Here is a 26,016-nt window from a genome sequence, read left to right as displayed (position 1 = left end):
CGGAAAATCCGACCTTTCGGAGGCGCTTCCCTGACGGCGCCGGCCGCACCCCCGCGGGCGCGCCGGCGCAGACTTCGGACGTGCGTTCGCCGCGCCGCTCAGGCAGCGGCCGAGGCGCCGTCTCCGGCCGGGCGGGAGGCGATCTCGCGCAGCGCGAAGCGCTGCAGCTTGCCGGTTTCGGTGCGCGGCAGGCGTTCGACGAATTCGATCGCGCGCGGATACTTGTAGGGCGAGATCTCGGCCTTGACGAAGGCCTGCAGCTCGGCAACCAGCGCCGGTGACGGCGCGAAGCCCGGCTTCGGCACGATATAGGCCTTGACGATCATGCCGCGCTCGTCGTCCGGGGCGCCGACCACGCCGCATTCGGCGACCGCCGGATGGGTCAGCAGCACGCCTTCCACCTCCGGCCCGGCGATGTTGTAGCCGGCCGAGACGATCATGTCGTCGGAGCGGGCCTGGTACCAGAAGCGGCCCTCGGCATCGCGGACATAGGTGTCGCCGGTGACGTTCCAGCCGTCCTGGACATAGACCGTCTGCCGCTCGTCGGCGAGATAGCGGCAGCCGGTCGGGCCGATCACCGCCAGCCGGCCGGGCGTGCCGTCCGGCACCTCGGCGCCGTCGGGACCGATCACCTTGGCACGGTAGCCCGGCACCGGTCGGCCCGTCGCGCCCGGCGTCACGTCCTCGGGCGTCGAGCCGATGAAGATGTGCAGCATCTCGGTCGCGCCGATGCCCTCGGTCAGGACGATCCCGGTCGCCGCCTGCCAGGCGTCGAAGGTCGCCTTGGGCAGCGCCTCGCCGGCCGAGATGCACAGGCGCAGCGAGCCGATGTCGCGGCCGGGCAGGGCGTTCAGCATGGCCCGGTAGGCGGTCGGCGCCGTGAAGATCACGGTCGGCCGATAGCGTTCGATCGCGTCGAGCAGGTCGAGCGGCGCCGTCTTGTCGGGCAGGCAGGTCGAGGCGCCGATGCGGAACGGGAACAGGACCAGGCCGCCGAGCCCGAAGGTGAAGGCGAGCGGCGGCGAGCCGACGAAGCGGTCGTCGGGCGTGGCGCGCAGCAGATGCTTCGCGTAGGTGTCGCAGATCGCGAGCAGGTCGCGATGGAAATGCATGGTCCCCTTGGGCACGCCGGTCGTGCCCGACGTGAAGGCGATCAGGCAGACATCGTCGACAGCGGTGTCGACCGGCTCGAAGCGGTCGGGCTTGCCGGCCATCAGGGCCTCGAGGCCGTCGGGCGCGTCGGTGCCGAATTTCAGGACGGCGCGGAGGCAGTCGGAGCCGTCGCGGACCTTGAGGATGTCGTCGGCCAGCCGCGCATCGACCAGGGCCAGGCTGATCCGTGCCTTGTCGACGATGACGCCGAGTTCCTTGGCGCGCAGCAGCGGCATGGTGGCGACGACGATGCCGCCGGCCTTGATCACCGCCAGATAGACGGCGACCATCATGGGCGTGTTGGCGGCGCGCAGCAGAACGCGATTGCCGGGCACGAGGCCCATCTCGTCGACCAGCACATGGGCGATCCGGTCGATCCGGCGCGCGAGTTCGGCGAAGCTCCAGACGCCGCCCGCATGGTGGATCGCGGCCCGCTCGCCGCGGCCTTCCGCGACATGCCGGTCGACGAATTCGACGGCGGCATTGAGCCGGTCCGGATAGGCGAGTTCGGGCAGGTCGAACAGCAGCCGGGGCCAAAGGGCGGGGTCGGGAAGATTGTCCCGCGCGAAGGTGTCGGTGTGAGCCGAAGGCTTGAGTGCAGCACCCTGAACCGCCATGCCGTCCTCCATGACCGTCCCGCTCGACCGCGGAATAGTTGAAGATTAAACTATTTGGATGAGGCAAATCATGCCGGTGTGGCGTCTCCGGACGACGATTTTAGGCATGGTTTTCTCACCTTCATCGTCTGTTGGGTAAAATTCTCCCCGGCCGTCGGGCGCCCGAAGGCCGATTGCCTGATTCCGATGCGGGGTCGAAACGCAGGCAGTCGCCGGCCGTCCCGTGTGCTTGCGCCCCGGTCCGGGATCGGCGCTCCGGCGTGGCCGGCGCAGCGGACCGCAGAAAGTCCTGCGGGATCGGGGAAAATTCGGACTCTCTGCCGGTCCGACGGCATTTCCAGTCTGGATCCTGACATGTCCGGGGGGATATGGTCCGCCGGAAGCGGTGCCAAAGACGCGAAATCGCCGGCACCCACCGCAAGGTTCAGGGAGGAAACCATGAAGCTATTCGGACGTGTGTTTGCAGGCCTTGCCTTTGCGGGGCTCGCGCTGATGGCCGGCCCGGCACTGGCCCAGCAGGACATCAAGATCATGGCGCCGGCCGCGCCCGGCGGCGGCTGGGACTCGACCGCCCGCTCGATCCAGCAGACCCTGATGCAAACCGGACTGGCCAAGAGCGTCCAGGTGACCAACGTCACCGGCGCCGGCGGTACGGTCGGCCTCGCGCAGTTCATCACCGGCGCCAAGGGCGATCCCAATCAGCTGATCGTCAACGGCTTCGTCATGGTCGGCGCGATCCTGACCAACAAGTCGCCCGTCACGCTCGATCAGGTCACCCCGATCGCGCGGTTGACCGGCGAGGCCCTGGTCATCGTCGTGCCGGCCTCCTCGCCGCACAAGACCATCCAGGATCTCTCCGCGGCCGTGAAGGCGGATGTCGCCAAGGCCGTCTGGGCCGGCGGCTCGGCCGGCGGCACCGACCATATCCTGGCCGCCCTGTTCACCAAGGCCGCGGGCGCCGAGGCCGCCAAGGTCAACTATGTCGCCTTCTCGGGCGGCGGCGAGGCGCTGGCCGCGATGCTCGGCGGCCGCGTGACGGCCGGCATCTCCGGCTACGGCGAGTTCGAGAGCCAGATCAAGACCGGCAAGCTGCGCGCCCTGGCGGTGTCGTCGCCCAAGCGCATCGAAGGCGTCGACGTGCCGACCTTGAAGGAATCCGGCATCGACGTCGAAATGGTCAACTGGCGGGCCGTCATGGCGCCTCCCGGCCTCACGGCCGAGCAGCGCAAGTCGGTCACCGACATGATCGAGAAGATGACCAAGTCCAAGGAATGGGCCGAGGTGCTGAAGGCGCGCGGCTGGGACGACTACTTCATGGCCGGCGACACCTTCGACGCCTACCTGAAGAGCGAGCAGTCGCGCGTGGGCGACATCCTGCGCTCGGTCGGCCTGGTCAAGTCCTGACCGTGATCGTCGCGGCCTGACCGCAATCCGTCCGGAGGGCTGCAACGCCCTCCGGCTCTCCCTTGCCTGCAGGATGGCTCCATGAAACCGCAAGCCCTGCGCGGACGCCCGGATTGGCGTGCGCTGACCGTCGGAATCGGTCTGATCGCCATTGCCGCAATCATCGAGCGCGATGCCGGCCAGCAGACGATCACCGCCACCTACGGGATGGGCCCCGCGGCCATGCCGCACGTCGTTTCGGTCATGCTGGCCGTGCTCGGCATCGGCCACCTGATCACGGCCTTTCTGGGCGGCCTGCCGGTGCCCGACGAGGGCGATCCGATCGCGGTCGGCTGGATCGCCCTCGGGCTCGCCAGCCTGCTCGGCTGCATCGCCTTCGGCGGCGGCTTCATCCTGGCGACCACCCTGCTCTTTGCCCTGACGGCGCGGGCCTTCGGGCGGCGCGCGCTCTTCGCCGACCTGGCGATCGGCCTCGCCCTCGGCGTCGCCATCCATCTGCTGTTTGCGAAGATCCTCACCCTCTCCCTGCCGGCCGGGCCGATCGAGCGCCTGTTCTGAAGGATCGCCCATGGACGCGCTCGCCTCTCTCGCCCACGGCTTCGCGGTCGCGCTGGAGCCGACCAAGCTGATGTTCGCCGCCATCGGCGTGCTGCTCGGCACCGCCGTCGGCGTGCTGCCCGGCATCGGTCCGGCCCTGACCGTCGCGCTCCTGCTGCCGGTCACCTTCAAGCTCGACCCGACCGGATCGCTGATCATGTTCGCCGGCATCTATTATGGCGGCATGTATGGCGGCTCGACGACCGCCATCCTGATCAACGCGCCCGGCGAAAGCGCCTCGGTGGCGACCGCCATCGAGGGCAACAAGATGGCCAAGGCCGGCCGCGGCGGCCCCGCGCTGGCGACCGCGGCGATCGGCTCCTTCGTGGCCGGCACGATCGCCACCGCCGGGCTCGCCTTCCTGGCGCCCTGGCTGGTGCAGATCGCCGTCAACTTCGGACCCTGGGACTATTTCGGGCTGATGGTGCTCGCCTTCGTCACGGTCTCGGCGACCTTCGGCGATAGCCCGCTGCGCGGCCTGACCAGCCTGACCATGGGCCTCGCGCTCGGCCTGATCGGCATCGACAAGCTGACCGGCCAGTCGCGCCTGACCTTCGGCGTGCCCGAACTGCTCGACGGCGTCGAGGTGACCACGCTCGCGGTCGGCCTGTTCGCGGTCGGCGAGGCGCTGTTCGTGGCGTCGCGCTTCAAGCACGACCCGGAGGAGGTCGTGCCGATCCGCGGTTCGCTCTGGATGACCAAGGAGGATTGGAAGCGGTCCTGGGGACCCTGGCTGCGCGGCACGCTCTACGGCTTCCCGATCGGCGCGCTGCCGGCCGGCGGCGCCGAGATCCCGACCTTCCTGTCCTATGTGACCGAGCGCAAGCTCTCCAAGCACCCGGAAGAATTCGGCCAGGGCGCCATCGAGGGCGTCGCCGGCCCGGAAGCGGCCAACAACGCCTCGGCGGCCGGCACGCTGGTGCCGCTCCTGACCCTCGGCCTGCCGACCTCGGCGACCGCCGCGATCATGCTGGCCGGCTTCCAGCAATACGGCCTCAATCCCGGCCCGCTGCTGTTCGCCGAAAATCCCGGTCTGGTCTGGGGCCTGGTCGCCTCCCTGTTCATCGCCAACGCGATGCTCTTGGTGCTGAACCTGCCGCTGATCGGGCTCTGGGTCCGCCTGCTCGCCATCCCGCAGCCCTGGCTCTATGCCGGCATCCTGGTTTTCGCCGCCATGGGGACGGTTGCCGCCAAGCCGTCGGTGGTCGAGATCGGCATGCTGTTCGTGTTCGGCTTCATCGGCCTCCTGATGCGGCGCTGGGACTATCCGATCGCCCCGATGGTGGTCGGCCTGATCCTCGGCCCGATGGCGGAAGCGCAACTGCGCCGCTCGCTGCAGCTCTCGCTCGGCGACCCGATGGTGTTCCTGGAAAATCCGGGCTCCGCCACGCTCCTCGGCATCGCGGCCTTGTGCCTGATCGCGCCCTTCGTGATGCGCAATCTGAACCGCTTCAAGGCGAGCGAGGACTGACCGGCCGGCGGGCCCCGTCTCGGCGGTGAAGGCCCGCCCGTCGCGCAACGATACGAGGACCGGCCGGGTGGCATTGGAACTGTTCGATCTCAAGGGCAAGCGCGCGCTGGTCACCGGCTCGTCGCAGGGCATCGGCCTCGCGCTGGCCAAGGGGCTCGCCGCCGCCCATGCCGAGGTGGTCCTCAACGGCCGCGATGCGGTCAAGCTGGCGGCGGCCGCCGACACCATCCCGGGCGCCCGCATCCTCGCCTTCGATGCGACCGACCACGCCGCGGCCCGCGCCGCCGTCGACCGCTTCGAGGCCGAGACCGGGCCGATCGACATCCTGGTCAACAATGCCGGCATGCAGCATCGCGCGCCGCTGGAGGATTTCCCCGAGGAGGCCTTCCAGCGCCTGCTGCAGACCAATATCGCGTCGGTGTTCAATGTCGGCCAAGCCTGTGCCCGGCACATGATAGCCCGCCGCGCCGGCAAGATCATCAACATCGCCTCGGTGCAGACCGCCCTCGCCCGGCCCTCGATCGCCCCCTATACGGCGACCAAGGGCGCGGTCGGCAACCTGACCAAGGGCATGGCAACCGACTGGGCGCGCCACGGGCTGCAGGTCAACGCCATCGCGCCGGGCTATTTCGACACCCCGCTCAACGCCGCGCTGGTGGCCGATCCGGCCTTCTCGGCCTGGCTCGAGAAGCGCACCCCGGCCGGCCGCTGGGGCAAGGTCGAGGAACTGGTCGGCGCCTGCATCTTCCTGGCCTCCGACGCCTCAACCTTCGTCAACGGCCATGTTCTCTATGTCGACGGCGGCATCACCGCGTCTCTCTGACGCCCCGCGTCTCTCTGACGCCCCGCCTCGCCCTGGTCCCTCGCCTGCCGGCACCCGGCAACGGACCCGAGGCCGCCTGGGCGCAACCGCAGCCGGAGCCCTCAGCCCCGCCGGTCGAGCGCGAGCCGGAGGCCGAAGCCGATCAGCACCGCGCCGGTGACGCCGTCGATGCCGCGCAGCACGGCCGGCCGGCGCAGCAGCGCGGCGATCGGTCGGGTCGCCGCGGTCAGGGCCGCGAACCAGGCGATGCCCATGACGGCGTGGATGGCGGCGAGCCCGATGCTGAACGCGACGACCGGGACGCCGTCCGGGATGAACTGCGGCAGGAAGCTGACATAGAACACGCCGACCTTGGGGTTGAGCAGGTTGGTCATCAGCCCGCGCGCGACCCAGCCGCCGCGGCCGGCCGCACCGGCCCCCGGCGCCGCCAGCCTGCCGGCCGCATCGCCCGGGCGGATCGCCGCCCACAGCATGCCGGCGCCGAGCCAGACCAGATAGGCCGCGCCCGCAGCCTGCAGCACCCGGTAGGCCAGGTCCGACACGGCCAGCACGGCCCCCAGCCCAACCGCGGCGACCAACCCCCAGGCCAGACAGCCGGCGCTGATCCCGATCCCGGCCGCCATGGCGGGCCGCGCACCCTCGACGGTCGCGGTGCGCAGCACCAGCGCGGTGTCGAGACCGGGCGTCAGGGTGAGCAACCCCGCAGCCAGCGAGAAGGCGAGGATGGCGGAAAGGGGATCCATTCTGGCCTCCGGGAGGGGCACGGGACGAGGCGGGCGCCGGGACGGCACGGGCACCGAGCGGACCGGGATGCAGCTGCATCATACCGGTCGGATCGGCAGTCCCCCGATGCGGCGCGCCCGGCGCATGGCGCCTTCCTATCCGAACCGCCCGACCGAGTCCTCCGCTGCGGGCGCGGGATCAGCCTTGCGGCTCCGGCGGGCGGGAGCGCCGGACCGATCGCGGCGGAACCCGGCGATCCGGCGGTCCTGACCGACGGTGCCGCGCCCGGCCGGACGTGCGGTCGATCCCTCCGCTCAGATGCGCCTCAACATGAAGCCGCCGATATAGAGCCGGTCCGGACGGGTCGGGTCGGCGGTGGTCTCATAGGGAAAGGCGGTCATCACCGTGACGGTCCCGTCGCTGCCGGTCAGCGTGATGGTGGTCTCGCCGACGCTGTAGCGGCCCCCCTGTCCGCGGCTGATGCCCGCAACCGCACCGTTGAGCACCCCGGAGGACGACAGCGAGGAACTGGTGTCGATCTGGTAGGTGCCGTCCGGGGCGAAGCGATAGGTGCGCGTGCTGCCGACATTGGTATTGCCGAGCCCGCCCGTGAAGCTGCCGGCGAGCACCTGGCCGGGCTGGAAGGTCTTGACCCGGCAGAACAGCCCGGCATTCCAGTTGAAGCACTGGCCGGCCGGCTGGGCGGCACGGTAGTCGGCGGCTTGAACGCGGCCGTCGCCGAAGCGCAGGGTCCAGCGGCTGCCTTCCACAACCACGGTGCCGGAGGTCTTCGGATCGGCGCCGGCGAAGTCGAAATCGCGGAGCGCCGCCTTCGGCTCCCGGACGAATCGATCGCCGGCGAAGTACCAGACCGCCAGTTCCACGGACGATCCCCAGACCCGCGTCATGACATAGAGGCCGTCGCGCTCGGCGGCCCCGACCGGCGCCGCTCCGACCAAAATCGCCGCGAATCCGACCGCACAGGCCGCCAGCCCGTCCCGGATCGCTCTTCGATCGCGCATCGCATTCCTCCAGCTTGCGGTCCGGACGCCGACGGGCGGCCGATCCAGGTGACATAGTGACGGGCATCGACGACAATTCATACCGCTGCCGGTCATACCGCCGCCGGTCATGCCGCCGCCGGACCCTGTCGCCGGAGGGGCGGGTCTTGGGGGCGGGCGGCCCCGCGTCAGCACGTCGCCTTGCCAAGGGCTGCCGAATTGGTATCTTGTATGCCAAGGTAGCCCGGTCGCGGGCTGCCGGACCCTGAAGGACCCCGGCACGATATCCGCGCCGTCAGATGCGCGGGGGAGGTCTGCAGGTTCGGGAGGCGACGCCATGAATCTCCATGAATTCCAGGCGAAGGACATCCTCGCCCGCTACGGCCTGATGTCGCCGGGCGGTGCGGTCGCGATCACGCCCGAAGAGGCGGAGGCCGTGGCCCGGCGCCTCGGTTCGCCGATGATCGCCGTCAAGGCCCAGGTCCATGCCGGCGGCCGCGGCAAGGCCGGCGGGGTCCGGCTGGTGACCTCGCCCCATGCCGCCCGCGAGGCTGCCGCGGAGATGCTCGGGCGCAAGCTGGTCACGGCGCAGACCGGGCCGGAAGGCCGCATCGTCCGCCGCGTCTTCGTCGAGACCGGGCTCGCCTCGGCGCGCGACCTCAACCTGGCCGTCCTGGTCGACCGCACCCTGGGCGAACTGGTCGTGCTCGGCAGCCCGGAGGGTGGCGAGGACTTGGAAGAGCGCGCGCTGAAGGGCGAATTGAAGCTCGAGCGGCTGCCGCTCGGCACCGGCGCGACGCCACGCCACGACGAGGCGCTCGCCTTCGCCGCACGGCTCGGCCTGACCGGCGCGGAGGGCGCGGCGCTCGCCGGCATCGTCGACGGCCTGCGCCGGGCCTTCGTCGAACTCGACGCCAGCCTGATCGAGATCAACCCGCTGGCCCTGACCGAGGACGGCCGGCTGGTCGCTTTCGACGCCAAGATGGTGATCGACGACAATGCCCTGTTCCGCCAGCCGGAACTCGCCGCCTTGCGCGACGACGAGGAGGCCGACCCGATCGAGGTCCAGGCCCAGCACCATCAGCTGAACTATGTCCGCCTCGACGGCGACATCGGGCTCGTCGTCAACGGCGCCGGCCTCGGCCTCGCCACGCTCGATCTCCTGCGCGAGGCGCAGGGACGGCCGGCCAATTTCATGGACATCCGCACCACGGCCAAGAGCCAGCACATCGCCTACGGCTTCGGCCTCTTGTTCGACAATCCGGCCGTCAAGGCGATCCTGGTCAACATCCATGGCGGCGGCATGCAGCCCTGCGACACGGTGGTCGAAGGGCTCGGCATGGCGGCGCGCCGCTCCGGCCGCACGATCCCGATCGTCGCCCGGCTGGCCGGCAACAATGCCGATTTCGCGCGCTCGCGCTTCGTCAATTTCGGCCTGCCGATCGTCGAATGCCCCGACATGTGGACCGCCGCGACCCGCGCGGTCGCCATTGCCCGGCATGGGAGGTGATCATGGCCATCTTGGTCGATGCCGACACCCGCGTCCTCTGTCAGGGCATGACCGGCTGGGCCGGCACGCATCACACGGCGCTGATGATGGACTACGGCACCTGCGTGGTCGCCGGCGTCACGCCCGGCAAGGGCGGGCGCCATCACCTGAATGTGCCCGTATTCGATCGGGTCGCCCCGGCGGTCGCGGCGACCGGCGCCAATGCCAGCATGATCTTCGTGCCGCCCGCCCACGCCGCCGCCGCCATGATCGAGGCGATCGAGGCCGGGATCGGGCTGGTCGTGGCGGTCACCGAACGGGTGCCGGTGATGGACATGGTGCGCGTGCGCGCGGCGCTGAAGGGCAGCCGCACGCGGCTGGTCGGGCCGAATTCGCAGGGCATCCTGGCGCCCGGCCTCGCCAAGATCGGCGTCATGGGCACCGGCGCGGAGCGGCCCGGCTCGGTCGGCATCGTGTCGCGCTCGGCCTCGCTGACGACCGAGGTCGTCGACCAGATCACCCGCGCCGGGCTCGGCCAGTCGACCACGGTCGGCGTCGGCGGCGATCCGATCCACGGCATCGGCATGGCCGAATGCCTGGACCTGTTCTTCGCCGACCCGGACACCGAGGCCGTGGTGCTGATCGGCGAACTCGGCGGCACCGAAGAGCAGGAGGCGGCCGAATTCCTGCAGTCGACCGGGCTGAAGAAGCCGGTCATCGCCTATCTGGCCGGCCGCCATGCCCCGCCGGAGCGGCGCATGGGCCATGCCGGCACGATCACGCTGCACGGCCGCGGCGACGTGGTCGCCAAGACGGCGGCGCTCAGGGCGGCCGGCGTCACGGTCGTCTCCGGCGCCCACCGGGTCGGCGAGACGGTGCGCCAGGTGCTCGGCGCCGCAGCGCGATGACGGCGGCGCGATGACGGCGGCTCGGTGACGCCGCACGGGCCGACAGGGGCGCGTGCAGGCGCGGCAGCGGGTCGCGTTTGCGGGCCGGTCCGCATGGGCCACATCTGGGATACCAACAGGGTCGCCGGCAGCCTGCCGCGCGCGACGGACAATCGGGGGAAGCGATGAAGGTTTGCATCTACGGCGCCGGCGCGATCGGCGGCTACATGGCCGTGATGATGAAGCGCGGCGGCGTCGACGTTTCGCTCGTCGCGCGCGGCGCCCATCTGGAGGCGATCAAGGCCAACGGCCTGACGCTGCGCATGGCCGGCGAGGAGATCACCGAGCGCATGCCGGCCGCCAAGGATCCGGCCGAACTCGGCCACCAGGACTATGTGATCATCGCCCTGAAGGCGCATCAGGCCTGGGAATCGGCCGAGGCGATGAAGCCACTGCTCGGCCCCGACACCGCCGTCGTGACCGCCCAGAACGGCGTGCCGTGGTGGTACTTCCACGGCATCGAGGGGCAGTATTCCGATCTCCGCCTGCTCAGCGTCGATCCCGACAACCGGCAGTGGGATGCGATCGGGCCTGAGCGCGTGATCGGCTGCACCGTCTATCCGGCGACCGAGATCGTCGAGCCGGGCGTCATCAAGCATATCTACGGCGACCAGTTCGGCCTCGGCGAGCCCAACAAGCAGATCACCCCGCGCGTCCAGAAGCTCGCCGACGCGATCAATGCCGGCGGGCTGAAGGCCAAGATCTATCCCGACATCCGCAACGACATCTGGCTGAAGCTGTGGGGCAATCTCTGCTTCAACCCGATCTCGGCGCTGACCCACGCCACCCTCGATGTCGTGGCGACCGACCCGGGCACGCGCACGCTGGCGCGCAACATGATGCTGGAGGCCCAGCGCATCGGCGCCCGCCTCGGCGTGCATTTCCGCGTCGATGTCGACCGCCGCATCAACGGCGCCGCCAAGGTCGGCGCGCACCGCACCTCGATGCTGCAGGACCTCGACAAGGGGCGTCCGCTGGAGATCGACGCGCTTCTGACCGCCGTCCAGGAAATGGGCCGGCTGGTCGACCTGGAGACGCCCTTCATCGACAGCGTGCTGGCCCTCGTCCAGCAGATGGGCCGCGTCAAGGGCGTCTACCCGACGTTCCCGGAGAAGGCGGCCGACGAGGAGGGGCGCTCGATCGCCCCGTGAGCCGCGGCGGTGTCGGCGGGCGGCGCCGGAAGCCGGACCGCCCCGCCGACCTACCGCATCAAGTCCCAACGTCCCGGTACGCCGCTCAGGCGTAGCGTCGGGCGAGCGTGACGCAGAGGACGACGGCACCGGTGGCGGCGATCATGCTGGCCGCGATCGGCTCGCCGAGCAGCCATCCGGCCAGCACCAGGCCGAAGAAGGGCTGCAGCAGCTGCAACTGGCCGACGCCGGCGATGCCGCCGAGCGCAAGGCCGCGATACCAGAACACGAATCCGACCAGCATCGAGAAGACCGAGACATAGCCGAGGCCGAGCCAGGCCGGCAGCGCGACGCGCGACCAGTCGGCCGGCCAGGTGACGGCGGCCAGCACCAGCATGACCGGGGCCGCCAGCAGCAGCGCCCAGGAGATCACCTGCCAGCCGCCGAGCCGTCGCGACAGGGCCGCCCCCTCCGCATAGCCGAGCCCGCAGACCACGATCGCGCCCAGCATGGCGAGATCGCCGCCGAGGCTCGCCGCGGCGTCGTTGGCGAGCGCGAAGCCGGCCACCACGGCGCTGCCGAGGATCGAGAACAGCCAGAAGGCCGGCGCCGGGCGCTCGCCGCCGCGCAGCACGCCGAACACGGCGGTCGCCAGCGGCAGGAGCGCGATGAACACGATCGAATGCGCCGCCGTGACCTGGGTCAGCGCGAGCGCGGTCAGGAGCGGGAAGCCGAGCACCACCCCGAAGGCGACGATGGCGAGCGAGGCGAGATCGCGTCGCGCCGGCAGGCTCTGGCGCAGGGCCGTGAGCAGGATCGCGCCCAGGGTCGCCGCGATCGCGGCCCGCGCGGCGGTCAGGAACAGCGGCGAGAAGCCCGCGACCGCAATCCGCGTCGCCGGCAGCGAGCCGGAAAAGATCAGCACCCCCAGGAGCCCGTTGGTCCACCCGGCCGTCGACGCCTTCATGCCTGTCTCCCGATCCGATGCCGCCTAGGCGGCCGCTGCCGCTTTGGCGGCCGCTGCCGCTCCGGTGCCCGAAGCCCCGGCTCCACTGCGAGCGCCGAGCCGTGCGGCCCGTCCGCTGCCGGCCGGGTGGCGTCAGGCCGACCCGGCCGGCCGTTGATCGGACTACCGCCGGCCGGCTGGTGCGAACAGGCACAGTCCAGTACAATTCAGCCAAACTGTATGGCTGGTGGGCGCCGTACAGTTGCGGGGGATCGGGGTGTGACGACGCGCGTGGCGACGGTGATGACGGCGATCCGGACCCGCATTGCGGCGCGCGGGCTCGGTCCGGGCGACCGTCTGCCGTCGATCCGCGCCCTGGCGGCCAGCATGGCGGTCTCGCCGTCGACGGTGGTCGAGGCCTATGACCGGCTGGTCGCCGAGGGCGTGATCCGGGCCCGTCGCGGGGCCGGCTTCCACGTCGCCACGGCCGAGCCGGCACCGTTCCGCGTCGCCGCCGCGGAACCGTCGCGCGACCGGGCGGTCGATCCCTTCTGGGTCTCCCGCCAGTCGCTCGACACCGAGGCCTCGGCCTCCAAACCCGGCTGCGGCTGGCTGCCGGCCGACTGGATGCCGGTCGGCGCCCTCCGACGGGCGTTGCGCGGGCTGGCGCGCGGCGCCGATGCGCTCTTGACCGACTATGGCGGCACGCGCGGCTCGCCGGCCCTGCGCCGCCTGCTTGCCGGCCGTTTCGCCGAGGAGGGGCTGGCGATCGGCCCGGACCAGATCCTGCTGACCGGCTCCGGCACCCAGGCGATCGACCTGGTCTGCCGCTTCCTGCTCCGGCCCGGCGACACGGTGCTGATCGACGATCCGGGCTACTTCAACTTCCGCGCCCTCCTGGAGGCGCACCGGGTCGGCGTCGTCGGATTGCCCTATGGCCCGGCCGGCCCGGATCCGGCGGCCTTCGAGGCGATCGTCGCATCCGCGCGGCCGCGGCTCTACATCACCAATTCGGCCCTGCACAATCCGACCGGCGCGACCATCGCCCCGGCGACCGCGCACCGGCTGCTGAACCTGGCGACGGCCCACGGAGTGACGATCGTCGAGGACGACATCTTCGCCGACTTCGAGCCCGATCCCTCGCCGCGCTATGCCGCGCTCGACGGTCTCGACCGGGTCGTGCGCATCGGCAGCTTCTCCAAGACCCTGTCGGCCTCGGTGCGTTGCGGCTATGTGGCGGCGCGGCCGGACTGGATCGAGGGGCTGGTCGACCTGCAGGTGGCGACCGCCTTCGGCGGGCCGAGCCCGGTCGCGACCGATCTGGTCGCGGCGGTGCTCGCCGGCGGCGGCTATCGCAAGCATCTCGACGAGGTCCGCCGGCGTCTGTCGGGTGCCCGGCGCGCGACGGCGCAGCGGCTCGGCCGGCTCGGCCTCGTCCCCGCCCTGATGCCGCGCGGCGGCTTCTATCTCTGGTGCCGTCTGCCCGACGGCCTCGATAGCGCCGCGATCGCGCGGCTGGCGCTCGCCGAAGGCCATGTCCTTGCCCCCGGCAACGTCTTCAGCGTCTCGAATTCGGCCGCCGCCTTCCTGCGCTTCAACGTCACCCAATGCGGCGCCCCGGACCTGGACGCCGTGCTGGCAAGGGCGATGCGGGCGGCGGCGCGGTCGGGCGAGCCGGTGTGAAAATCGGTGTTCGCCGCCGTCGATGTGCGAACCCGGAGAGATTGCGAAGAGCGGGAGGGTGCCCAAAAGCAAAACGCCCCGGAGGGGGCGTTGCAGGTCGTCATGGGCAGAAGCGAAACTGGAGCGGGCGAAGGGATTCGAACCCTCGACCCCAACCTTGGCAAGGTTGTGCTCTACCCCTGAGCTACACCCGCATCCGGTTTCGGCGCCCGGCAGCGCCGGACGGCGGTTCTATGCACCATGGCGCCGGGCATTGCAACACCCATTTTTCCATCCCGAACGCGCCTGTGGATGACGGGCCGGGCGGTCGCCTCCGCGGCGCGGAAAGCTGCGGTTTTGCGAGGATCGGGCGTCCGGGTGCGGGAGCCGGCGGACCGGCCACAGCGTTTCGCCGACGAAGCGACCGCCGAATCGCCCGGCACGGGCGCGGCCGGCGGCAAGGACCCGGCGGCGATCGGATCGGCGGGGAGGGGCGGCGGACGGAACCCCGCCGGGACGGCGCCATCGGCAACGGAAGGCGGACGCGACCGGAAGGCGGGCGCGAATTCCGGCGGCGCTCAGGCCGGGATGGCGGCGGTCTGGCGGCGGGCTTCGGCGATCAGGCAGGCGACCGCGCAGGAGGCGAGCCGGGTCAGGCGCGAATCGGCGCGGCTGGTCAAGATGATCGGCACCCTGGCGCCGAGCACGATGCCGGCGGCATCGGCCCCGGCCAGGAAGGACAGGCTCTTGGCCAGCATGTTGCCGGCCTCCAGGTCGGGCACGACCAGCACATTGGCGCGTCCGGCGACCGGCGAGACGATGTGCTTCAGCGCCGCCGCGCCGAGATCGACCGCATTGTCGAGCGCCAGCGGCCCGTCGATCAGCGCGCCGGTGATCTGGCCGCGATCGGCCATCTTGCACAGAGCCGCCGCCTCGATGGTCGAGGGTACCTTCGGATTGACGGTCTCCATGGCCGACAGGATCGCCACCCGCACCTCGGGAAAGCGCAGCGCATGGGCGAGGTCGATCGCGTTTTGGACGATGTCGGCCTTGGCGGCGAGGTCGGGCGCGATGTTGATCGCCGCATCGGTGATGATCAGCGGCTCGTCATGGCCGGGCACGTCCATCACGAAGCAATGGCTGACCCGTCGCGCCGTGCGCAGGCCGCCGGTCGAGGCGACCACGGCGGACATCAGTTCGTCGGTGTGCAGGCTGCCCTTCATCAGGGCTTCGGCCTCGCCCGCCAGCACCAGCGCCACGGCACGGTCGGCGGCGGCATGGCTGTGTGGCGCGTCTTCCAGCCGGAACGGCGCGATATCCATCCCGGCCGTGGTTGCGGCCGCGACGATTTTGGCCCGCGGGCCGACCAGGATCGGCTCGATCAGGCCCATTCCGGCGGCCTCCACGGCGGCTTCGATCGAGACCGGGTCGCAGGGATGGACCACCGCCACCCGGAGCGGCCGCGCCGCCTGGGCGGCGGCGATCAATTGGCGGTAGCGGAGGTGATTGGCGTCGTGTTGCATGGAAACCTTTCCGGGTCGGCGGGCGATCAGCGCCTCGTCGCGCGCCCGCGGCGATGCCGGTCGCCCGGCGGCCGGTTTCGCGCGCTGCACTGCAGCATGGTTCATCTGTGCACGTCCGCCGACGGTCTGGAAAGTCCGGCGAATTCCGGGGGTGGAGGCGGTTCGCGCAGGCTCTGTGATCTTTGCGACAGCCCGATCGCGGCTCGTCCCTAGAATAACAGACACGGGGTCCGCTTTGGGCACGTTTCGACAACTCGCACATTACCGGGAACAGGCTGATGACCGATCTCGAATTCCTGACCAGTCTGATTGCAGAGGTCGGCACCCGCGACGACGACATCGCCGGTGTGCTGCGCACGTCGCCGAATTCCTGGCTGGTGCGCTTTGCCGATGTCGATGTCGAGATCGAGCATCAGGCGAGCCGCGACCGGCTGGTCTTCGCCTCCGTGATCGGGCCGACGCTCGCCGGCAATCGCGAAGCCGTCCTGGAGGCGCTGCTCTGCTACGGCTTCCTCTGGCGTCAGACCGGCGGCATGCGCATGGCGCTGACCGAGCCGGGCGGCGACGTCCTGCAGCTGTTCGACCTGGAGGCTGCGCGGATCGATCTCGCGACGCTGACCAACGTCGTCGTCAACATGGCCGACAACACGCGCAACTGGCGCGTCTTCCTGGCCGCCGCCGCCGATGCCGGCAGCATCGCCGCGCCGGCCCAGGCGCCCGCCGTCGACTCCATGATCCGGATCTGAGGAGAGCGCCATGCCGATCGTCGGTGGAAACCTGGTCGTCACGAGCCAGACCACGCTCACGGAACTTCAGTCCTACCTGAAGGATCATACGGCCCAGGGCGACAAGATCCTCGGCAAGGTCGACAAGACCACCGGCAACACGATTCTCTATGTCGGCGGCAAGACCACGCTCGGGGATACGATTTCGGGCAAGGCGGAACGTCGCAAGGAACTCGCCAAGCAGACCTTCGACCGGCTCCTGGAAGAGGCCGTGAAGTCGGACATGAGCGCGCTCGGCAAGGATGCGCGGATCTCGCTGATGGGCCTGGCCGAAAATATCGGCTCGGCGCGCGAAAGCACCGGCAAGCATTCCATGCGCAGCGCCCAGATGGAGCGGCTGACGACGGCCTATATCAACCGATCGACCACCGAACACGGGATGGCGGCGACCGTGCACGGCGGCCCGAAGCTGAGCGATCTGGGCAATTTCGGCAGCACGATCCAGGTGGCCGTCGGTCATTTCCAGCAGGCGCTGGCGTCCGGCAAGGACCTGACGCCCTATGCGGAGGCCCTCGGCGACGCGCTGGCGACCGCCTGGCTCGCCGGCCACAATACTCCGAACGAACGCATCGAGTTCGCCGCCTCGAACGGCAAGGGCTTGCGCAACGAAATCCGCGACATGATGCAGACCCTGATCGGTGGCGATGCGGGGTTGGCCTTTGCCCACAACGACAAGGTCGAGACGGCGCTCGCCAAGGCCTTCAACCGCGCGGCCGGCCAGATGCTGCCGGACGGCGAAGTCGCCGGCACGTCGACCCAGATCCGCGGCCCCGGCAGCAAGATGAACGACCTGCCCAACATTCGGATCGGGGGTCAGGAATACAAGCCGGTCGGCTATATCGCGGAAGGCGGCTTCGCGCGGGTGTTTCGCTATGCCCCGGTCAGCGGCCAGGGCAACGAGATCGCCTACAAGCGCCCGGAGGCGGGCAGTCTGAAAGGCAAGTCGGACCTTGCCCGCATGGAGACGCTCGACGAACAGACCAAGGCGTCCGGCGAGGAACTGCTCAATCATCTGACCGCGCAGGGCAACGGCCATGAGAATGTGGTCGAACTGCTCGGCGCCACGCGCAACAGCGACGGTCAGCTCGGCTTCGCCATGGAGATCCTGCCGCACGGCACCATGCTCGACTTTGCGGGCGAACTGGCCGGCGCGGTCGGCACCGGCCCGGGCAAGATCGACAAGAGCCTCGCCGACGTACTGCGACTGACGCTGATCCAGGACCTCGCCGAAGGCATGGCGCATGTCCAGGACACCAACGGCGTCATCGACCTCGACTTCAAGTCCCCGAACGCCATGATCGGCGAGAACGGCATCGGCAAGGTGATCGATCTCGGCGCCGCCCGGCGCGGCAACACGGTCACGCTGCAGGATGTCCCCCTGCCGGACAATCCGTTGTGGCTGGCGCCCGAGATCCTGAAGGGCAAGAGCGATATCTCCGATCTCGCCAAGCCGATGGGCGTGCTGAAGAAGGTCGAGGATTGGACGACCTCCGTCGTGCAGGGGATGTTCCCCAAGTTGAAGTCGGGAAAGGCGATGTCGATCGGCGGCAACATCCTGGCGCCCGACACGGTCCGGGAAGGGAGCCGGGTCAAGGGGCAGCAGTCCGCCCTCCAGGTCAATGGCGCGGTCAATGTCTGGGCGCTCGGCATGGTGGCGGCGGATCTGTTCGCCGGCGACATGTGGGGCAGCCAGTACAGATTCATGTCCGATGCCCAGGATGCGATCGTGGATTTCGGCAAGAACCCGAACAATGTCGCGATCGCCCCGAAGCTGCCCGACGGGAGCCTGCCGCCGACCGCCTTGCGGGAATCGACCGGCAATCCGACGGTCGACGGCTTCCTGAACCAGATGCTCGCGCCGGTGCCCGGCAACCGGCCGACCCTGACGCAGGTGACCAATCACCAGATCTTCCAGGGCCGCGGCATCGGCGGCCAGGAGGCGCGCGATCTGATCGTCGCCCTGAAGAGCGGCGATCCGACCCGGATCGATCTCGCCAAGGCCAATCTCGACCGTGTCGTCAATCCGCCGCCGCCGAACCGGATGCCGCCGCAGACGCCGCCCCGGCCGCTGCCGCAGCCGCCGACCACGGTGCAGATGCCGCCGCTCCCGGACGTCCCCGACGGCACGGGCTGAGCGGTCCCGAACGGCGCCGTCCCGACACCAAGGTTCCGACAACAGAAGAGCGGGTCCGGTCATCCCGGGCCCGCTCTGTCGTTTCGGAAGGACGGCGACCGATGCCGCCGTCGGATCAGACCAGATCGAAGCGGATCGGCTGGGCGCCCTTGTAGAGGGTCATGCGGCCGAGCTCGTAGACCTTGTCGAGGTCCGACACGATGGTGATGAAATGGTTGCCGGCGAGCTGGCCGACCTTGCTCGAGAAGCTGACGCCGCCATAGGCGAGCAGGATCTCGGTTTCCGAAATGCCGCCCGGATAGAGGATGATGTGGCCCGGCGCCGGATGGCTGGTGTGGTTCTCGTAGTCGACGCCGAACTGGTAGTCGCCGAGCGGCATCCAGACGCCCTCGCCCGACCAGCGCACATGCACCACTTCGCTGATGAAGGGCAGGCGGGCCTTGAAGGCGGCGACCGTCTTCGGCGCCTTGGCGTGCTCGAAGACGGCATCGAAGGTGAACGGGCCGGCGGTGATCTTCAGGTCGGGCATGAGTTCCTCTGGGAGCTTGACCAGGATGGGGCGCGAGGCGGGGATGGCGATCCGGGTCCGGTCCCGATCGGACGCATCGCCCGATCGGGACCGGAGACCGGCCTCGAGCGAGCATTACACCGTCGCGCGCGCGCCGGAAACCGGGGCCGAAACATCCGTATGCGATGCCGTTGCCGCAGCGTCGGCGCGCGGTCTCCTGAAACCGCTCACTGATGCGACAGGTGGATGTCGCGGATCATCCGGCGGCGCATCTCGTAGAGGCCCTCGTCGAGGCCGGCGACATAGATATGCGGCTGGTCGAGGCGGCGGTGGGCCGGATCGAGCCGGTCGAGCCCGGTGCGGGCGAAGGCCTGGATCTCGTCGAGCGACGGCATCTCGTAGACGATGTCGCCGCGGGTCATCATGCGCCGGTGCGGCACGTAGCAGAGCTGGCCGGCGCGGAACTTGGTCGGCCGCTCCGGATCGGCGAGATTGACCGAGACGAGGTCCGAGGTCAGCTGGAAGCGGCCGTTGTCGGGGCTGGTCAGCTTGTCGGTGGCGCCCCAGCCGGTCACCCGGCCGAGCGTGTCGAGCGACAGGAGCGTGTCGCCGGCGATCCGCTCGCGCCCGTCCTTGTCGCGCAGCATGCGCACCACGCCATAGGGACCCGGAATGGTCGTCTTGGTGTCGGCGGCGCTGACGCCGCGCTCGGCAACCTTGATGACCGGCCGGCCGGCGACCTCGGCCAGCTTGTAGACGCCGCCGAGCGCGCCGCCCTCGTGCGGGGCGCCGATGTCGGTGCCGACCATCCAGCGGTCGATCGCCGCCTCGCCGGCCTTCTGCTGGGCGCGCAGCGAGGCGATGGTGCGCGGGTTGAGGTCGTTGGAGGCCATTACGTAGGTGTCGCGGAACCCGGCCTCGTCCAGGATGCGGCGCACCTCGAGGCTGAGCCAGCCGAGATCGCCGGAATCCAGCCGCACGCCGAGCAACGGCTTGCCGAGTTCCTTGCAGATGCGGGTGGCGAGCCGCGCCGCGGTCAGCGTGTCGTAGGTGTCGAGCAGCATGACCACGTCGTCCATCGTCTCCGCATAGTTGCGGAAGGCGGTCTCCTCCTCCTTGTGGAAGGTGACATAGGCATGCGCGAAGGTGCCGCGCGCCGGCAGGCCGAGCGCGCGGGCGACGGCGACGTTGGAGGTGCCGCTGAAGCCGCCGATGAAGGCGGCGCGCGCCGAGGCATAGCCGCCGACATCCATGCTGCGCCGGAGGCTGCCGTCGATGACCGGGGTGCCCTCGGCCGCATGGACGCAGCGCGAAGCCTCGGTGGCGACCAGCGACTGGGCGTTGATCAGGTTGAGCAGCGTCGCCTCGACGATCAGGCACTGCCATTGCGGGCCGGAAACCCGGGCGACCGGCACGTTCGGAAAGGTCAGTTCCCCCTCCGGCAGGGCGTCGATGGTCAGCGACAGCGGCGTGTCCCTGACCATCTTCAGAAAGGCATCGTCGAAAAGCCGATTGCCCTTCATGGTCTTCAGCGAGGCGAGATAGTCGGTGCGATAGTCCGTGAAGCGGAAATCGCGCAGCCAGCGCAGGAAGTCGTGGATGCCGGCTACCAGCGTGTAGCTGCCGCCGAAGGGATTCTTGCGCACGAAGGCATGATAGGTGGTCGGCGTGTCGTGATCGCCCTTGCGGAAATGGGCGAGCGCCATCGTATAGGCATACATGTCCGCATGAAGCGGGCCGTGCGGCAGATTCCACATGTCCGAACTCCCCGCCCCGGCGCGGCTTTTCTTGGTGTGGCCGGCTCTGATGGCCGGTCCTTGCTTCTTTGTCGGCTTACTCTGCCGCAGGCCGCTGCACCAGTCGGGCGCATCGCATGCCTGACCGCTCGGTAACGGTAGCGCAGGCCGGCCGGCGCCGATAGCCGGGCGGCGGCGCGAAAAGCGTGCAGTCCGCGCGGCGCCGGCCGATCGGCGTCAGGGCCGCCGTCACACCGCGAGATCGCGGAATTCGCGATGCGTCCGCAGCCAGCCGGCCGCGTAGCCGCAGAGCGGACGGATCGACAGCCCCTCGGCGCGCGCCGTCTCGGCGACGGCGCGCATCAGGCGGTCGGCGGCGCCGGTCCCGCGCAACGGCACCGGCGCCTCGACATGGGTGACGATCAGGAGGCCGTCGCGGCGCCGGTAGTCGGCGAAGGCGACCAGACCGTCGATCTCCAGCTCGAAGCGGTTGCCGGCAGCATTGTCGCGGAAACCGTTCGTGGTGGAGCCGGCCGGGTTCGGGTGCGTCATGGCTTGTTTTCCTGGGACCGCTGCGGCGACGGCCGTCGGTCGGGATCCTGGAACGCCGGCCGGGCGGCTTGCGTTCCGCCCGGCCCACCGAACCGCCAGAAACCGCCAGAAACCACCCGAAGGCTCAAGCCAGCGTATAGCTGGTCTTGACCGTGGTGTAGAACTCCTTGGCATAGGCGCCCTGCTCGCGCGGACCGTAGGACGAGCCCTTCCGGCCGCCGAACGGGACGTGATAGTCGACGCCGGCGGTCGGCAGGTTGACCATCACCATGCCGGCCTCGGCATTGCGCTTGAAGTGCTGGGCGTGTTTCAGGCTGGTCGTGCAGATGCCGGACGACAGGCCGAATTCGGTGTCGTTGGCGATCGCCAAGGCCTCGTCGTAGCCCTTGGCGCGGATGACCACGCCGACCGGCCCGAAGATCTCCTCGCGGGCGACCCGCATGCGGTTGTCGACATCGGCGAACAGCGCCGGGGCCATGTAGAAGCCGGGCGTCTCGCGGTTGAGGCGATCGCCGCCGATCACCAGCCGCGCGCCCTCGTCCTTGGCGATGGCGACATATTTCAGGTTCTGGTCGAGCTGGCTCTGGTCGACGACCGGGCCGATATGGGTGCCGGCCTTGAGCGCGTCGTCGACGACGAGGCCCTTCAGGCGCTCGGCGACGGCCTCGACGAAGCGGTCGTGGATGCCTTCGGTCACGATCAGGCGCGAGGAGGCCGTGCAGCGCTGGCCGGTCGAGAAGAAGGCGCCGTTGACGGCGCATTCGACCGCGATCTTGAGATCGGCGTCGTCGAGCACGACCAGCGGGTTCTTGCCGCCCATCTCCAGCTGGATCTTCTTCATCGGGCTCGCCTCGACGGCCGCGGCGGCGACCCGGCGGCCGGTCGAAACCGAGCCGGTGAAGGAGATCGCGTCGATGCCGGGCGCGCGCAGCAGGGTCTCGCCGACCACCGAGCCGCGGCCCATGACCATGTTGAAGACGCCCGCCGGCAGGCCGGCCTTGGCGATGATCTCGCCGAGCAGATGCGCGGTGCCGGGCACCAGGTCGGCCGGCTTGAACACCACGCAATTGCCGTAGGCCAGCGCGGGGGCGATCTTCCAGGCCGGAATCGCGACGGGGAAGTTCCAGGGCGTGATCAGGCCGACCACGCCGACCGCTTCGCGCGTCATCTCGACACCGACACCGGGCCGCACCGAGGGCACGATCTCGCCGGAAAGCCGCAGGCACTCGCCGGCGAAGAAGGCGAAGATCTGGCCGGCGCGGACGGTCTCGCCGATGCCCTCCGGCAGGGTCTTGCCCTCCTCGCGCGACAGCATGCGGCCGATCTCGTCCTTGCGGGCCAGGATCTCGTCGGAGATGCGCTTCAGGATCTCGTAGCGCTCCTGCGGCGTCGAGCGGCTCCAGCCGGGAAAGGCGGCGCGGGCCGCCGCGATCGCGCGTTCGGCATCGGCGGCGCTGGCGCGCGGATAGAGCCCGACCACGTCATTGGTGTTGGACGGATTGATGTCGGGAGCGGCATCGCCGGCGGCGACCCATTCCCCGGCGATGAAATTCAGCGCGGCGTCCGTCATGTCGTTCTCCCTGGATCGTTTCCCGTGCGGGTTTCCGCCGTCATAGCCCATCGCGGCCTCCGCTGGAAACGCTTCCATCGCAAGTCGCATGCGTCCGGCACCCGGCCGGACGAAAGCGACGGCGGGCCATCGGCGCCGCCGTCGCGAGGGGTCAGGTGGTTGCGCGGCCGGTCATTTCAGATCGGTCACTTGAGATACTGGCCGACCGTTTCCTTGGTGACGGTGTCGAGCCCGGTATAGATGATCTCCGGGATCTTCTCCTTCTTCTTCAGCGCCAGCAGGGCGTCCATGGATTTCTCGCCCATCTCGAACGGCCGCTGCCCGGTCAAGGCGTTGGAATAGCCGTCGCGCAGCAGTTCGAGCTGCATCTTGAGCGTATCGGCGACGACCAGCGTGAACTTGCCGGCGTCGATCTCCTTCTTGTTCTTGTTGACGAAGGCCTTGAAGCCTTCCGGCGCGAACATCGGCCAGCCGCCGATCGGGACGATCGCGGCCAGATCCGGGGTCGCGCTCTTCAGGTCCGCCATCTGCTGCACGGCGAGCGCCACGTCGTCGTTGCAGAAGGTCGGCGAGCCGGACACCTCGACCCACTTGGAGCCCTTCAGCGCCTCGCGCACGCCGTCGACGCGCTCGGCCAGGTTCTTGGCGCCGGGGCCGCCCGACACCATGGCGTATTTGCCGCCCTCGGGCCTGAGCGCGAGCAGCTGCTTGCCGAGCGCGAGGCCGAATTCCTTGTTGTTGGTGCCGATATAGGCCGAACGGGCCGAGCCGGGCGCATCCGCGTCGAAGGTGATCACCGGGATGCCGGCATCGACCGCCGCCTTGATCGAGCGGGTCGCGGAGGCGACATCGGCGACCGAGATGGCGAGGCCGTCGACCTTCTGGGTGATGAAGTCCTGGATCAGCTGCGCCTGGGTGGCCGGCTCGTGCTCGACCGGGCCGCGATAGATGCATTCGATATTGCCGAGTTCCTTGGCGCGCTTCAGGCAGCCGTCCCGGGCGAGATCGAAGAACGGGTTGTTCATCGCCTTCGGCACGACGGCGAAACGGTATTTCTGCTGGGCCTCGGCCGGTTGACCGAGCGTCGCGAGCACGGCGACAGCCGCCGCGAGCATCCATTTCCGCATGGCACTTCCTCCGGTTTGGGTCCGCGTGTCTTGAGACCCGGTCTCGGCTGCGGACGGGCGCGGGGCGCGCGGTGCCGGACCGGTATGCGAAAGGGAGGAACGCAGCCGGTCACGGCCCGCGGGTGCGCAGGCGGTCGACCAGGACGGCGAGAACGATGATGCAGCCGACCAGGGTCTGCTGCCAGTAGGAGCTGACCTGGGCCAGGACCAGTCCGTTGCGGATGACCTCGAGCAGGATGCAGCCGACGATCGCGCCGAGCGGGCCGCCGATGCCGCCGGCCAGATTGGCGCCGCCGATCACCGCCGCGGCGATGATGTTGAGCTCGTAGCTGTTGGCCATGTTGGCCGGCGCCGAGCCGAGCCAGCCGGAGACGATGATGCCGTTGAGGCCGGCAGCCAGCGCGGAGAGGACATAGACCTGGATCTTGACCCGGCCGACCGGCACGCCGGTCAGCTCCGCCGCCTTCTCGTTGCCGCCGAGTGCAAAGACATGGCGGCCCCAGGCGGTGTGGTGCAGCACGATCGCCATGACGATCGCCAGCCCGACCAGATAGACGAAGGACATCGGCAGCGGGCCGACCCGGCCGGCGGTGATCGCGTAGAAGAGGTCGGCATCCGGCCCGCTCGGGAAGCTGCCGCGGCCGTTGGTGACGACGTAGCAGAGCCCGCGCACGATCGACAGCATGCCGAGCGTGGTGACGAAGGGCGACAGGCCGAGCCGCGCGATGGCGAAGCCGTTGGCGAGCCCGATCACCAGCGACACGGCGAGCCCGGCCAGGATCGACAGGGCCACGATCAGCCCCGGCACCGCCGCGGCCGGCTTGCCGTCGACGGTTGTGATCAGCCAGGGCGCGATCGAGCCGTCCGACAAGGCCGTCATGGTCATCGCCGAGATGATCGCCGCGAAGCACATCACCGAGCCGACCGAGAGGTCGATGCCGCCGGTGATGATCACCAGCGTGATGCCGAGCGTGGCGATGGCGATGAACGAGAAGTTCTGCGCCACGTTGGAGATGTTGCCGGCGGTCAGGAAGTTCTGGCTGGCCAGCGACATGCCGATCACGACCGCGACCAGCGCGAGGCTGACATAGGCCGATTGCGAGGCGAACAGCCCGCGCTGCCACCAGGATGCGCGGCCGACATTGTCGAGATCGAGTCCGGGAACGCGTCCGGGTTCAGCCATTACGCCGTCTCCTTCGCGCCGGTGATCAGGGCGGTGACTTCCTCGGGCGTCGAGTGGGCGATCGGCTTGTCGGCGACCTTGCGGCCGCGCCGGAGCACGACGACCCGGTCGCAGACCGAGAACACGTCCGGCATGCGGTGCGAGATCAGGATGACGGCGATGCCCTGGTCGCGCAGGCGGCGGATCAGGTCGAGAACCTCGGACACCTGCCGGATCGAGATGGCGGCGGTCGGCTCGTCCATCAGCACGATCTTGGCGGCGGCGAGCCGGGTGCGCGCGATGGCCACCGCCTGGCGCTGGCCGCCGGACATCTTGTGCACCAGGTCGCCGGGGCGGGTCTCGGACTTCAGGTCCGCGAACAGTTCCGCCGCCCGCCGCGTCATGGCGCGGTGGTCGAGGAAGCGGAACGGGCCGACCCGGCGCTTGAGCTCCCGGCCGAGGAAGACGTTGGCGGCGGCGGACAGGTTGTTGCAGATGGCGAGGTCCTGGTAGACGACCTCGATGCCCTTCTCGCGCGCCTCGACCGGGCGGTGGAACTGCACCGCCTCGCCATCGAGCACGATCCGGCCGGCGCTCGGCGGGAAATTGCCGGCGATCAGCTTGACCATGGTCGACTTGCCGGCGCCGTTGTCGCCCATCAGGCCGACGATCTCGCCACGTCCGACGGCGAAATCGACATCCGACAGGGCCTTGATCGGTCCGAAACTCTTCGAAATCCCGCTCAACTCGAGCAACGCCATCGCATCCTCCCCGACGGCCGTTTCCCCGGATGGGCTGCCATCGCCCCGGCTCGGCCGGGGTCGTGACAACGCCTATTCCTCCGAGTTTATGCGCGGGTCGGCATCTTTGGGAAGTCTGAATCTTGTCATATGTCCGAGGAATTAACGAAGCTCGTCGAGGCGTGTCTTCAGCGGAACGTACTCGTTCAGCTGGTGC

Annotated in this window: 22 protein-coding genes and 1 tRNA gene; 10 read left to right on the top strand and 13 right to left on the bottom strand. The window is 69.6% G+C overall.

The genetic code is table 11. The features are described from left to right. Positions 1 to 98: 98 nt before the first annotated feature. A complete protein-coding gene (locus ABB55_RS10370; protein WP_244472017.1) occupies positions 99 to 1,769 on the bottom strand; it encodes a benzoate-CoA ligase family protein in 1,671 nt (556 codons plus the stop codon). A 438-nt stretch (positions 1,770 to 2,207) separates the two neighbouring features. On the opposite strand from ABB55_RS10370, the gene ABB55_RS10365 reads away from it, so the two are divergent. The 4 genes from ABB55_RS10365 (at position 2,208) to ABB55_RS10350 (ending at position 6,064) form a co-directional block, all read left to right on the top strand. Further along, the gene (locus ABB55_RS10365) at positions 2,208 to 3,173 is read left to right on the top strand and encodes a Bug family tripartite tricarboxylate transporter substrate binding protein (RefSeq protein WP_054358741.1); all 966 of its coding nucleotides are present in this window, start codon (positions 2,208 to 2,210) and stop codon (positions 3,171 to 3,173) included. Positions 3,174 to 3,254: 81 nt separating this feature from the next. Beyond that, the gene (locus ABB55_RS10360; RefSeq protein WP_152981997.1) at positions 3,255 to 3,731 is read left to right on the top strand and encodes a tripartite tricarboxylate transporter TctB family protein; all 477 of its coding nucleotides are present in this window, start codon (positions 3,255 to 3,257) and stop codon (positions 3,729 to 3,731) included. A 10-nt stretch (positions 3,732 to 3,741) separates the two neighbouring features. Next, positions 3,742 to 5,241 carry a tripartite tricarboxylate transporter permease gene (locus ABB55_RS10355; protein ID WP_054358739.1) on the top strand — a complete coding sequence of 500 codons (1,500 nt, stop codon included), beginning with the start codon at positions 3,742 to 3,744 and terminating at the stop codon, positions 5,239 to 5,241. A 67-nt stretch (positions 5,242 to 5,308) separates the two neighbouring features. Beyond that, positions 5,309 to 6,064 (top strand): SDR family oxidoreductase, encoded by a 756-nt coding sequence (locus ABB55_RS10350; protein WP_054358738.1) that lies wholly within the window; start codon positions 5,309 to 5,311, stop codon positions 6,062 to 6,064. Between the two features lie 101 nt (positions 6,065 to 6,165). On the opposite strand, the gene ABB55_RS10345 is transcribed toward ABB55_RS10350, so the two are convergent. Both ABB55_RS10345 and ABB55_RS10340 read right to left on the bottom strand, forming a co-directional pair. After that, positions 6,166 to 6,807: a LysE family translocator gene (locus ABB55_RS10345; protein WP_054358737.1), complete on the bottom strand. Its 642-nt coding sequence runs from the start codon at positions 6,805 to 6,807 to the stop codon at positions 6,166 to 6,168. 294 nt (positions 6,808 to 7,101) lie between these two features. Further along, on the bottom strand, positions 7,102 to 7,809 hold the full coding sequence (locus tag ABB55_RS10340; protein WP_054358736.1) for a hypothetical protein: 708 nt from the start codon (positions 7,807 to 7,809) through the stop codon (positions 7,102 to 7,104). 316 nt (positions 7,810 to 8,125) lie between these two features. Here ABB55_RS10340 and sucC point away from each other — a divergent pair, with 316 nt between their 5' ends. The 3 genes from sucC to ABB55_RS10325 all read left to right on the top strand — a co-directional run bounded on the left by sucC (position 8,126) and on the right by ABB55_RS10325 (position 11,375). Beyond that, complete coding sequence (sucC, locus tag ABB55_RS10335; RefSeq protein ID WP_054358735.1) at positions 8,126 to 9,298, top strand: ADP-forming succinate--CoA ligase subunit beta; 1,173 nt, start codon at positions 8,126 to 8,128, stop codon at positions 9,296 to 9,298. 2 nt (positions 9,299 to 9,300) lie between these two features. After that, the gene (gene sucD, locus ABB55_RS10330) at positions 9,301 to 10,185 is read left to right on the top strand and encodes a succinate--CoA ligase subunit alpha (RefSeq protein WP_054361965.1); all 885 of its coding nucleotides are present in this window, start codon (positions 9,301 to 9,303) and stop codon (positions 10,183 to 10,185) included. 164 nt (positions 10,186 to 10,349) lie between these two features. Next, a complete protein-coding gene (locus ABB55_RS10325) occupies positions 10,350 to 11,375 on the top strand; it encodes a 2-dehydropantoate 2-reductase (RefSeq protein WP_054358734.1) in 1,026 nt (341 codons plus the stop codon). Positions 11,376 to 11,460: 85 nt separating this feature from the next. Here ABB55_RS10325 and ABB55_RS10320 read toward each other — a convergent pair whose 3' ends face one another. Further along, on the bottom strand, positions 11,461 to 12,321 hold the full coding sequence (locus tag ABB55_RS10320; RefSeq protein ID WP_054358733.1) for a DMT family transporter: 861 nt from the start codon (positions 12,319 to 12,321) through the stop codon (positions 11,461 to 11,463). 282 nt (positions 12,322 to 12,603) lie between these two features. Here ABB55_RS10320 and ABB55_RS10315 point away from each other — a divergent pair, with 282 nt between their 5' ends. Further along, entirely contained in the window at positions 12,604 to 13,983 is a 1,380-nt protein-coding gene (locus ABB55_RS10315) for an aminotransferase-like domain-containing protein (RefSeq protein WP_054361964.1), read from the top strand. Between the two features lie 119 nt (positions 13,984 to 14,102). On the opposite strand, the gene ABB55_RS10310 is transcribed toward ABB55_RS10315, so the two are convergent. Both ABB55_RS10310 and ABB55_RS10305 read right to left on the bottom strand, forming a co-directional pair. Then, positions 14,103 to 14,177 (bottom strand) — tRNA-Gly (locus ABB55_RS10310). Positions 14,178 to 14,540: 363 nt separating this feature from the next. Then, entirely contained in the window at positions 14,541 to 15,485 is a 945-nt protein-coding gene (locus ABB55_RS10305) for a phosphate acetyltransferase (RefSeq protein WP_054358732.1), read from the bottom strand. 278 nt (positions 15,486 to 15,763) lie between these two features. Here ABB55_RS10305 and ABB55_RS10300 point away from each other — a divergent pair, with 278 nt between their 5' ends. Further along, the gene (locus tag ABB55_RS10300; protein WP_054358731.1) at positions 15,764 to 16,231 is read left to right on the top strand and encodes a type III secretion system chaperone; all 468 of its coding nucleotides are present in this window, start codon (positions 15,764 to 15,766) and stop codon (positions 16,229 to 16,231) included. Positions 16,232 to 16,241: 10 nt separating this feature from the next. Then, positions 16,242 to 18,404: a protein kinase family protein gene (locus ABB55_RS10295; RefSeq protein WP_054358730.1), complete on the top strand. Its 2,163-nt coding sequence runs from the start codon at positions 16,242 to 16,244 to the stop codon at positions 18,402 to 18,404. 115 nt (positions 18,405 to 18,519) lie between these two features. On the opposite strand, the gene ABB55_RS10290 is transcribed toward ABB55_RS10295, so the two are convergent. The 7 genes from ABB55_RS10290 to ABB55_RS10260 all read right to left on the bottom strand — a co-directional run bounded on the left by ABB55_RS10290 (position 18,520) and on the right by ABB55_RS10260 (position 25,820). Further along, the gene (locus ABB55_RS10290) at positions 18,520 to 18,933 is read right to left on the bottom strand and encodes a DUF3830 family protein (RefSeq protein WP_054358729.1); all 414 of its coding nucleotides are present in this window, start codon (positions 18,931 to 18,933) and stop codon (positions 18,520 to 18,522) included. Between the two features lie 206 nt (positions 18,934 to 19,139). Further along, entirely contained in the window at positions 19,140 to 20,669 is a 1,530-nt protein-coding gene (pncB, locus tag ABB55_RS10285; protein WP_054358728.1) for a nicotinate phosphoribosyltransferase, read from the bottom strand. A gap of 228 nt (positions 20,670 to 20,897) precedes the next feature. Next, positions 20,898 to 21,200 (bottom strand): GNAT family N-acetyltransferase, encoded by a 303-nt coding sequence (locus ABB55_RS10280; RefSeq protein ID WP_054358727.1) that lies wholly within the window; start codon positions 21,198 to 21,200, stop codon positions 20,898 to 20,900. Positions 21,201 to 21,324: 124 nt separating this feature from the next. Then, entirely contained in the window at positions 21,325 to 22,770 is a 1,446-nt protein-coding gene (locus ABB55_RS10275; RefSeq protein WP_054358726.1) for an aldehyde dehydrogenase family protein, read from the bottom strand. Between the two features lie 185 nt (positions 22,771 to 22,955). After that, the gene (locus ABB55_RS10270) at positions 22,956 to 23,897 is read right to left on the bottom strand and encodes a sugar-binding protein (protein ID WP_054358725.1); all 942 of its coding nucleotides are present in this window, start codon (positions 23,895 to 23,897) and stop codon (positions 22,956 to 22,958) included. Between the two features lie 109 nt (positions 23,898 to 24,006). After that, the gene (locus tag ABB55_RS10265; protein WP_054358724.1) at positions 24,007 to 25,080 is read right to left on the bottom strand and encodes an ABC transporter permease; all 1,074 of its coding nucleotides are present in this window, start codon (positions 25,078 to 25,080) and stop codon (positions 24,007 to 24,009) included. Next, the gene (locus ABB55_RS10260) at positions 25,080 to 25,820 is read right to left on the bottom strand and encodes an ATP-binding cassette domain-containing protein (RefSeq protein WP_054358723.1); all 741 of its coding nucleotides are present in this window, start codon (positions 25,818 to 25,820) and stop codon (positions 25,080 to 25,082) included. The genes ABB55_RS10265 and ABB55_RS10260 overlap by 1 nt, the downstream gene beginning before the upstream one ends. Between the last annotated feature and the right edge of the window lie 196 nt (positions 25,821 to 26,016).

Source organism: Prosthecodimorpha hirschii (genome assembly GCF_001305515.1).
Classification (GTDB): domain Bacteria; phylum Pseudomonadota; class Alphaproteobacteria; order Rhizobiales; family Ancalomicrobiaceae; genus Prosthecodimorpha; species Prosthecodimorpha hirschii.
This window is presented reverse-complemented; position numbering and strand designations above follow the sequence as displayed.